Annotated in this window: 8 protein-coding genes; 4 read left to right on the top strand and 4 right to left on the bottom strand. The window is 69.0% G+C overall.

Annotated features, from left to right (window positions below):
• Positions 1-107 precede the first annotated feature (107 nt).
• Both ACWDSL_RS49510 and ACWDSL_RS49505 read right to left on the bottom strand, forming a co-directional pair.
• Complete coding sequence (locus tag ACWDSL_RS49510; protein ID WP_450495861.1) at positions 108-1,535, bottom strand: GntP family permease; 1,428 nt, start codon at positions 1,533-1,535, stop codon at positions 108-110.
• Positions 1,536-1,623: 88 nt separating this feature from the next.
• Positions 1,624-2,610: a Bug family tripartite tricarboxylate transporter substrate binding protein gene (locus tag ACWDSL_RS49505; RefSeq protein ID WP_450495859.1), complete on the bottom strand. Its 987-nt coding sequence runs from the start codon at positions 2,608-2,610 to the stop codon at positions 1,624-1,626.
• A gap of 98 nt (positions 2,611-2,708) precedes the next feature.
• On the opposite strand from ACWDSL_RS49505, the gene ACWDSL_RS49500 reads away from it, so the two are divergent.
• Together ACWDSL_RS49500 and ACWDSL_RS49495 are read left to right on the top strand one after the other, a co-directional pair.
• Entirely contained in the window at positions 2,709-4,394 is a 1,686-nt protein-coding gene (locus tag ACWDSL_RS49500) for an ATP-binding protein (RefSeq protein ID WP_450495857.1), read from the top strand.
• On the top strand, positions 4,391-5,083 hold the full coding sequence (locus tag ACWDSL_RS49495; RefSeq protein WP_450495856.1) for a response regulator: 693 nt from the start codon (positions 4,391-4,393) through the stop codon (positions 5,081-5,083). Before ACWDSL_RS49500 ends, ACWDSL_RS49495 begins: the two co-directional genes overlap by 4 nt.
• Before the next feature lie 28 nt (positions 5,084-5,111).
• Here ACWDSL_RS49495 and ACWDSL_RS49490 read toward each other — a convergent pair whose 3' ends face one another.
• Both ACWDSL_RS49490 and ACWDSL_RS49485 read right to left on the bottom strand, forming a co-directional pair.
• Positions 5,112-6,236: a hypothetical protein gene (locus ACWDSL_RS49490; protein ID WP_450495855.1), complete on the bottom strand. Its 1,125-nt coding sequence runs from the start codon at positions 6,234-6,236 to the stop codon at positions 5,112-5,114.
• A gap of 10 nt (positions 6,237-6,246) precedes the next feature.
• Positions 6,247-6,822: a hypothetical protein gene (locus ACWDSL_RS49485; RefSeq protein ID WP_450495853.1), complete on the bottom strand. Its 576-nt coding sequence runs from the start codon at positions 6,820-6,822 to the stop codon at positions 6,247-6,249.
• A gap of 209 nt (positions 6,823-7,031) precedes the next feature.
• Between ACWDSL_RS49485 and ACWDSL_RS49480 the strand changes: the two genes are divergently transcribed.
• Both ACWDSL_RS49480 and ACWDSL_RS49475 read left to right on the top strand, forming a co-directional pair.
• Complete coding sequence (locus tag ACWDSL_RS49480) at positions 7,032-8,180, top strand: amidase domain-containing protein (protein WP_450495851.1); 1,149 nt, start codon at positions 7,032-7,034, stop codon at positions 8,178-8,180.
• A gap of 309 nt (positions 8,181-8,489) precedes the next feature.
• The coding region (locus ACWDSL_RS49475; protein WP_450495849.1) for a beta-ketoacyl synthase N-terminal-like domain-containing protein at positions 8,490-9,631 on the top strand (1,142 nt) is incomplete at its 3' end.

Raw genomic sequence — 9,631 nt, 5'->3', positions numbered from 1 at the left:
CGCGCGGCGATCGCCGGCTGCCGCACGGCCCGCCGAGGCCGCTGCAGGTCATGTACCCCGACGGCGCGCCGTCCACGTGGGTCTTCGCCCAGGACGGCCGACCGGGGTCAGGCGAACACCGACAACAGCAGGGCCATGAGCAGGCCGAGCACGCTGACCAGGGTCTGGACGACGGTCTGGGTCTTGGCGGCCTGGGCGAGGTCCATGCCGAACGACTCCTTCACCAGCCAGAAACCGGCGTGGTTGACGTAGTTGAGGCCGAGGGACCCGGCGCCGATCGCGACCACGAGGAGCGATGCCTCCATGCCTCCGCCGCCACCGATCAGCGGGGCCACGATACCGGTCGCGGAGACGATGCCGACGGTGGCCGAACCCGTGGTCAGCGACAGCAGCAGCGCGATGAGCCAGCCCAGCAGGATCACGTTGATATGGGCTCCCTCGGCGGCCGACGCGATGGCGTCGCCGATGCCCGAGTCCTGAAGGACCTGCTTGAACGCGCCCCCACCGCCGATGATGAGGAGGATCGCGGCGATGGACTTGAGGCTGTTGGTCAGGGAGGCGTGGGTCTCCTCCCCCGAGCGGCCACCGCCGACGATGGTCACGCCGAGGGCGAAGAGCACACCGGCCAACATCGCCACCAGCGGTTCCCCCGCGAAGGCGAGGCCGGCGCGCAGCCCGCTGGACTCGTCGAGCAGCGTTTCGGCCAGCGTACGCAGCAGCATGAGTGCGACCGGAATGAGCACGGCCGCCACGGCCAGGCCGACGGACACACCGGAGCGGGGAGCCGCGTCCGTACGCGACTGCGCGCCGGGCCCCGACGAAGGCGCCGCGGGTCCCTGTCCGCTGCCGGTGAACTGGGCCACGAGCTCGGCATCCGGGCGGACCTCGGGCAGCCGAGGCGCGATCCAGCGGGCGTAGACGGGGCCGGCCAGGATGACGGTGGGGATGGCGCAGACGACGCCGACGACGAGGGTGAGGCCGAGGTCGGCGTGCAGGCCGGTCATGGCGGTCAGCGGGCCGGGGTGGGGCGGCAGCATGCCGTGCAGGGTGGACAGGGAGGCGATGGCCGGAACGCCGAGCAGCACGTACGGGCTGCCCTTCGTACCGCCCTGGTCCTCGAGCCGACGGGCCACGCTGAAGATCAGCGGCAGCAGCACGATCAGGCCCACCTCGAAGAACATGGGGATGCCGATGACGAACGCCACCGCGCCGACCAGCCAGGGCAGCCTGCGGGTGTCGGCGCGTTCGACGAGGCCGCGGGCGATGGCGTCGGTCGCGCCGGAGTCGGACAGCAGCCGGCCCAGCATGGCGCCCAGCGCCAGCGTGACACCGACGTCTCCGAGGGTGCCGCCCGCGCCTTCCTCGATCGAGTCGATCAGTTTGGCCACCGGTTCGCCGGCCGCGAGTCCGGTGGCGACGGTCACGACGATCAGTGCGACGAAGGGGTGGACGCGCAGCCGTGAGTTGATCAGGTAGATCAGTGCGGCGATCGCCACCGTGAGGATCAGCAGCAGCCACCAGGTGTGTGTGGTCATACGGAATACCTTTCGAACGCGTATACGAACCAAGGGGCGGAAAGAAGGCGCGCGTGACCTGCGGGACGAGCACCGTGGGGAGAGTCGGTCAGTCGAGTGCGAGGCGTGTGACCAGATCGGCCACCGCGGCGTCCTGCCGCTCGAGGTAGGCGCCGAAGGCGCCACCGGTGATGAAGGCGTCGGTCCAGCCGTGCCGGGTGAGCTCGGCCTTCCACTGCCGCGAGGAGTGCAGCGCGGTCAGCGCCCGGATCCAGCGCTCGCGGTCCTCGGGACCGATGCCGGGCGGGGCGACGATCCCCCGCCAGTTGTGGAACACCAGGTCGATGCCCGACGCCTTCAGGGTCGGCACACCGGGCAGCGCGGCCACCGGCCGGTCGCTGGTGACCGCGAGCACCCGCAGCTGGCCCGCCTGGATCTGGTCCAGGAACTCGCCGATGCCACTGGTGGCGAAGTCGACCCTGCCGTCGAGCAGCGCGGGCAGCAGATCACCGCCACCACCGTCGTAGGAGACATACCTCACCTGCCGGGGAGCGATGCCGACGGTCCTGGCCAGCTCCATGGGGAACAGGTGGTCCGGGCCGCCCAGCGAGGAGCCGCCACCGACCCTGACCCGCCGCGGGCCCGTCCGCCACGCGGTGACCAGGTCCTCGACCGTGCGGTACGGCGAGTCCTTGCGGACCACCACCGCCTCGGGCTCCTCGATGAGCCGCGCGATCGGGGTGGTCTGCCGTACGGTCACCCGTGCGTGCACGACATGCGACGCGCCGAGGACCCCGAGGCCCATCTGGAGGGCGAGCCGGCCGTTGCCTCGTTCGTTGACGGTCCGCTGAAGACCCACCGTTCCACCGGCACCCGGCAGATTGAACACCTGCACATCCGAGGCGGTGCCGGTTTCCTCCAGTACACGGGCCACCGTACGAGCGGTGGTGTCGTACCCGCCCCCGGCCGTATTGGGCACCAGAATGCGCAGACCGTCATCGGCCGCTCCGGTGTCCGGCCATGCGCCGCAGCCGCCGAGAACCAGCGAGAGCAGGAGGGCGACGGTGCCCGACAGGGCTCGGGTACGTCCTCTCATGGCACCTCCCTTTCGCTTCTCGCACGGCGGACGTCATGATTGTGCGGCCTGGCGGGAGAGTCGCCCAGGTTGTGTCACCAGGAGAGATTGAGTTCATTGTGGTCGCCGCGTTCCGTCGCCAAACGCTCGCGGGCGAGATGCTGGTGCTCCAGCTCGCCATCGTCGTGGTGGTGCTGCTGGCGGTCGCCGCGGTCTCGCTCGCACAGTCGGAGGCCACCTTCAACCGGGTCGAAGGCCGGCGGGTGAGCGCGCTGGCCGAGCAGCTGGCCGCCCACCCGCTCGTACACAGCCGGCTGATGAAACCCGCGCCCGCCGAGGCCCTGGCCCCTCTGGTGCACTCCACACAGGTGCAGTCCGATGTCACCTCGGTGACGGTGGCCGACCGCGACGGCCGCGTCGTCAGCTCGACGAACCCCACGGTGGTCGGCGACCGGCTGCCGCTGGGCGCGGGGGTCGGCGCGGGCCGGGGCTGGTCCGGCTCGCTGGCCTGGGACGGCAACCGGGAGCTGGTGGCCCAGGTGCCGGTGCTCGGCACGACGGGGGACGACGTGGGCCGGAGGCTGGGCACGGTCATGGTCGGCGAGGCGTCCCCGACGGTGTGGCAGCGGCTCAGCGGCGCCTCCTCGTATCTGCTGATCTACCTCGGCGTCGCCAGTGCGCTCGGCGTCGTCGGCTCCTGGCTGCTCGCCCGGCGGGTGAAACGCCAGACACTCGGACTGGAGCCACGCGAGATCACCGGACTGGCCGAGCACCGCGAGGCCATGCTGTACGGCATCGCCGAGGGCGTCGTCGCCCTGGACCCACAACACCGCCTCACCCTCGTCAACGACGTGGGCAGACGGCTGCTCGACCTGCCCGAGGACAGCGTGGGCCGGACCGTGGCCGAGCTCGGCATCGACGGACGGCTGCTCGACGTGCTGACAGGTGCGCAGGACACCGCCGCGGGCGCGCGTGACGAGGTCGTCGTCCGCCACGGCCGCGTCCTGGTCATGAACCGGATGACGGTCACCAAGGACGGACGGCTGCTCGGCTCCGTGGCCACCCTGCGCGACCGCACGGAACTGGCCCACCTGGAGCGCGAAATCGGCTCCTTCCGCAGCACCTCCGAGCTGCTGCGCGCACAGGCGCATGAGTTCGCCAACCAGCTGCACACCATCTCCGGGCTGATCCAGATAGGCGAGCAGGACGAGGTGGTGCGCTACATCCGCGCGTTGAACCAGCGCCGCCAGTCACTCGACATGACCGTCGGCCGCCGAGTCCGCGACACCGCCGTCGCCGCCCTGCTGATGGCGAAGTCCGCCCAGGCCGCCGAGCGGAAGGTGGCCCTGCGCATCTCCGACCGTACGGGTCTTGGCCGCCTCGCCCCGGAAGACGCCGCCGACGTGGCGACCGTGGTCGGCAACCTCGTCGACAACGCCATCGACGCGGCCACCGCGGGCGAGCCCGACGGCTCGCTCCACCACTCACTCCACGGCGGCGTCCCGCGTGACGAGGCATGGGTGGAGGTCGAACTGCGGCAGGACGCAGCCAGCGTGGAGATCGTGGTCCGCGACTCGGGCCCCGGCGTCGCCCCCGAACTCGCGCAGGAAGTTTTCGCACACGGCTTCACCACCAAGGCCGCCCAGGAGGGCGAGCGCGGCATCGGGCTCGCCCTGACCCGTCTCGTCTGCGAGCGCCGCGGCGGAGAGATCGCGGTCACCAATACGGCCGAGGGCGCCATGTTCACCGCGCGCATGTCCGTCGGCCACCCCACCGGCGCGGTGGCGGAAGGAGCTACCCCATGACCGAGCCGACCGGCACCATCGACGTCCTGGTCGTCGACGACGACTTCATGGTCGCCCGGGTCCACCGCACATTCGTCGAACGAGTCCCCTCCTTCCGGGTCGTCGGCACCGCCCACACCGGCGAGCAGGCGATCAAGGCCGTGGACGAGCTGCGCCCCGACCTCGTCCTGCTCGACCTGTACCTGCCGGATGTCTTCGGTCTCGACATCATCCCGCGGCTGCGCACCGCCGGACACGACTGCGACGTCCTGGTCATCAGCGCGGCCCGCGAGGCCGAGGCGGTGCGCGACGCCGTACGCCACGGCGTCGTCGACTACCTCCTCAAGCCCTTCGACTACGAGGACCTGCAGCCCCGCCTCGAACGGTACGCAACCCGGCGCGGGCGCCTGCTCACCACCATCGTCCGCGGCCAGGCCGACGTGGACCGCGCCCTCGCCGGGGCGTTCGCACCCGCGGCGGGCAACGCCCTGCCGAAGGGCATGAGCGTGGAGACCGCCGACCTGATCGAGCGGGCGCTCCGCGACGCGGACGGCACCCTCTCCGCCACCGAGGCGGCGACCGCCACCGGCGTCTCCAGGGTGAGCGCCCGCCGCTACCTGGAGTACTTCCACGACACCGGCCACGCCGATGTGGCGCTGCGCTATGGCAGCGCCGGCCGGCCGGAGCGCCGGTACAGCTGGCGGGCGTGACGAGCGGACGCCACTGGAAACTGGTCGGCTAGCGGGTGCGGGCGCGGGCGCGGAGCGCCTTGTGGTAGCTGTCGATCGCGTCCCCGACCGTGCCCAGGTACTCCCGCACGCTATGAGGCGTGCGGTCTTCTACGAGGGTGTGCAGCGCGTAGCGGGGAGAGACATCCCATGCGAAACTCTGCGGGGCGTTGGGACAGATCATCGGCTCGTTGGTGAACACCATCAAGGAGTCGTCGGAGTGCCGGTACGTCCAGCGGCACGGCCACATCCGCAGCGCGGTCTCGCCGATGTACCGCACCGCTCCCGCGTGGAACTCGTCTCCGGCATCGGCCGCCACCTCCAGGGAGGCGGGGCAGTCGAAACGGTCCAGCACAAGCCGCTCCAGCGCCAAGAGCGAGTCCGGTGAGTAGTCGAAGGGGAAGTCATCTGGCAGATGGGCCGTACGCCACCGGTCCAGAGCGGCGTCCATGGTGGTCAGCCACTCATCAAGACACCGGCGGGACTCCTCACTGGCGTGCAGACGGTCGTCCTCCACATACCACGCGAACGTCGCAGGTTCCGCCGTGGGCGTCTTGTCACGCACCCAATTGCCGACATCCACCGGCAACGGCAGACCGAACTCCTCCAGCCCCTTGGCCTGTTCGGGCGTGAGCAGAAGCCACCAGGCGTCGTAGGAATCCTCGTCCAGCTGGTAAAAACCCCGTGGATCGTCGTTGCCGGGCACGAGGTCGCCTATGGCGTCGAAGGCGGTGTTCCAGTCCATGTAGCGCGTGCTGTCGGAGAGGTGTTCCGCCGGGTGCCATATCGACCGGCCATTGCGCCGGAAGTGCAGATACTCCTGTCCGTCCTCATCCTTCACCAGCTCGACATCGTCGACCGTCACCGAGCCGCCCGCGCACGCCGCCGCGTCGTGCAGCAACTCCTCGTATCCGTCTTCAAGGTAGCCCAGTACCTTTTCGGGCGTCTGGAAGCCGAGGCCGCATTCGCCGACCAGGAAGGTCAGCTCGTCGGGGTTATCGAAGTCCTCGTCAAGGTCCATGCCGATCCCGGCGGCTTCCGCCAGACCGACCGCGGCCTGCTCCTCCGTCGCTATGCCCAGCCGGACCAAAACCTCCGCAAATCCACGGAGGGTGTGTTGTGTTGCGTTACCCATGACAGCATCCTCACCCATTCTTCCGGCGCCCTGAGGCCGTGATCTCCATGTGGATCGCCCCGAGCTCGCGTACAGCGGCCGGAAAATCACAGAAGTCGGGATCGGTGAGGGCGTCCCCCCAGAACATGTACGTCTGACCCGATCGAGTCCAGGCCAGAAGGTCGATGATCTGCGTGAACTCCGAGGGGGCGAACGGCGGAACCAGATCCTCGTCGTCATCAAGGCTTGTCGCTTGCAACTCCCTCCCGGTCAGCAGGCGCAGCCAGACCGCCGCCGCAAACGCCATCTGGGACACCACATGCCGCTCCGGGTCCTGATCCTCGCTGTAGTACAGGCCCATGGCGGTCAGATGCTCATAGACCGCATCGACGTCGGCCAGCGCGCCTGCGGCAACTTGACGGAGCCCGCGCACCACATCCGCGGGCGTCAGCACAGGCTCGTCGCTGAACTCCTCTTCCTCCTGCGCAACACGGTCGAGCAGCGGAACCATCAGGTCGTAAAGGCGGGCTACCTGCTCCTTCGGGTCCAGTTTCCCGGCGAACTCATCGATGGTCCCCAGCAATTCGGGGTACGTCGTGTCTTCCATGGCTCCTGGATAGCAGGCGGCACGGACATCTCCGTCCAGGGGCGGCGAGTAGGGGCGGGCGGGCAGGCGCGGCGATCGACCGCGGAGTGACCACATCAGACCGGACATATCATGAAGCAACTGAGGAGGTTGAGGAGAACGTGCAAAGATGACGGACACCCGGGTCAGACCACCCGGGGTCAAGGAGAATCCCAGTGAGATCTCGGACGTTGAGCCGTTACTCAACCGTGGCCGCGACAGTGCTGTCCGCCACGCTGCTGCCCCTGTCCGCCGCCCACGCAGCCGACGCCACCGCCACCGCCTCCGCCGACGACTCGGCGCCCGCGGCGACGCAGACGACCATCGCGTCCTTCGGCCGAATAGCGGACGCCGTACTGACCGACCGCACCACCGCCCTGCTCGACCGGCCCCAACTCGCCCGCACGGCACAGAAGTCGCAGGGCAACGTGCGGCTCTCGCCCGCGGCCTCCCGTACGGAGAGCGCCAGCCTGGCCTCCGTGCAGGACACGCGCGCCCGGCTGGCCGTGCTCGGCGAGGCCTACAGCGACGCCGACACGAAGACCACCGTCGACAGCACCCGGGTAGCGGGTCGGAAGGCCACGGTCCGCGTCACCGAAGCCACCACCCTCACCTACGAGAAGATCCGCGGCGACGAGCCCCCGACCACCGGCTTCACCGCACACCACGAACTCACCTTCACGGCACAGACGGACGGCACCTGGCAGCTGATGAGCGTCCGCCGCACGGACAAGGGCCCGCGCGCGATCAACGAGCCCGTCCCGGCGACGAGCACGGCGCCGGTACGCCCGAGCGCCATCATCGACGCCCCCCGCGCCGCCACCACGTACCCGGCGCCGGCCAAGCCCAAGAACCTCGGCACCGGCACCACGTACAACTACGCGGCGATGGCGACGTACGCCGAGAAGTACTGGAAGAACTACAACACCGCCTACCGCCGCTTCAACAGCGCAGGCGGGGACTGCACCAACTACATCAGCCAGTCCCTCTACGCGGGCGGCTGGAAAAACGACACCACCTCCACCGAGGACTACGACACCTGGTGGTACAACACGTCGAGCCAGTCCGACACCTGGATCGGCGTCAACGAGTGGTCCTGGTTCACGCAGACCGCGAAGCGGACCACCGCCCTCGCGAACGCCTACCAGATGGACATCGGTGACGTCCTTCAGGTGGACTTCGACAAGGATGGCGCCAAGGATCACACCATGATCACCTCGTACCGGAGCACGAGCGGCGTCCCGTACCTCACCTACCACGACACCGACACCTACCGGCGGTCGCTGTCCAGCCTCCTCTCGTCGTACCCGAACTCCGCGTACTACGCCTACCGCACCTGATACCCGGCCACCATCTCGGCCGCCTGGGCCCGCTGTTCCCATACCCCCGTGGTGGGAGCAGCGGGCCCAGCTGTCTCCCCGAACACTTTCGGCGCGTCGAGCTCTTCTCGGCGCGTCGAACCCTTTTTCGGCGCGGACTCTTTTCGGCGCGGACCGGCGGCGCTCGCGCCGCTGCTCGAGGTGCATTCAAGTCCAATGCGACCGTCGTTCTTCCGCGCTGACATATAAGTCCATGAACGTCTGCTTCTGTCTGCTGCCTCTGCCGAGCGGCCATGCGTGTTCAAGGACGCTCGAGAAAGTGATCCCACTTTGGTGCACGAAGACGAACTCCTCAGCTACCTGAAGCGAGTGACCGCGGACCTGGACCGGACTCGCCGTCGTCTTTACGAGGTCACCGAGCGGGAGCAAGAACCCATCGCCATTGTCGGCATGGCCTGCCGCTTCCCGGGCGACGTACGGTCCGCGGAGGATTTCTGGCAGCTGATCGTGGCGGAGCGGGACGCGATCGGGGACTTCCCCGCCGACCGTGGCTGGGACATCGAGCGGCTGTACGACCCGAACCCGGACCGATCCGGCACCTGCTACACGCGACACGGTGGCTTCCTCTACGACGCCGCCGGATTCGACGCCGAGTTCTTCGAGACCTCACCCCGTGAGGCGCTGGCGATGGACCCACAGCAGCGGCTGCTGCTGGAAACCTCCTGGGAGGCTTTCGAGCACGCCGGCATCGCCCCATCCTCCGTACGCGGCAGCCGGACCGCCGTGTTCACCGGCATCAACCCACCGGACTACCCCGTCGGACACGCTTCAAGGCCCCCGGAGTCCGCCGAGGGATTCATCCTCACCGGCAGCGCGGGAAGCATCGCCTCGGGCCGAATCGCTTACACGCTGGGCTTGGAAGGGCCTGCGGTCACCGTGGACACGGCGTGTTCGTCGTCGCTGGTCGCCCTGCATCTGGCCTGCCAGGCGCTGCGTGCCGAGGAATGCTCCATGGCGCTGGCGGGTGGAGTGGCCGTCATGTCGACCCCACGCATTTTCTTGGAGTTTGCGCGGCAGCGGGGGTTGTCGGTGGATGGGCGGTGCAAGGCGTTTGGGGTGGGTGCGGATGGTACGGGGTGGGCTGAGGGTGTGGGGATGTTGTTGGTGGAGCGGTTGTCGGATGCGCGGCGGTTGGGGCATCGGGTGTTGGCGGTGGTGCGGGGTAGTGCGGTGAATCAGGACGGAGCGAGTAACGGGCTGACGGCGCCGAATGGTCCGTCGCAGCAGCGGGTGATCCGGCAGGCGCTGGCCAATGCGCGGGTTGGCGGGGCGGATGTGGATGTGGTGGAGGGGCACGGTACGGGGACGCGGCTGGGTGATCCGATCGAGGCGCAGGCGTTGCTGGCGACTTACGGTCAGGAACGCCCCGGTGATCAACCGGTCTGGCTGGGGTCGGTGAAGTCGAATATCGG

Source organism: Streptomyces sp. NPDC000941 (assembly GCF_053599555.1).
The sequence above is the reverse complement of the archived record's forward strand: the minus strand, read 5'-3'. Positions and strand labels throughout refer to the sequence as shown.

Bases quoted from the DNA above. Each gene is read 5' to 3' on its own strand.
- ACWDSL_RS49490 (WP_450495855.1), bottom strand. From the start codon at position 6,236: ATGGGTAACGCAACACAACACACCCTCCGTGGATTTGCGGAGGTTTTG.
- ACWDSL_RS49485 (WP_450495853.1), bottom strand. From the start codon at position 6,822: ATGGAAGACACGACGTACCCCGAATTGCTGGGGACCATCGATGAGTTC.
- ACWDSL_RS49510 (WP_450495861.1), bottom strand. From the start codon at position 1,535: ATGACCACACACACCTGGTGGCTGCTGCTGATCCTCACGGTGGCGATC.
- ACWDSL_RS49495 (WP_450495856.1), top strand. From the start codon at position 4,391: ATGACCGAGCCGACCGGCACCATCGACGTCCTGGTCGTCGACGACGAC.
- ACWDSL_RS49505 (WP_450495859.1), bottom strand. From the start codon at position 2,610: ATGAGAGGACGTACCCGAGCCCTGTCGGGCACCGTCGCCCTCCTGCTC.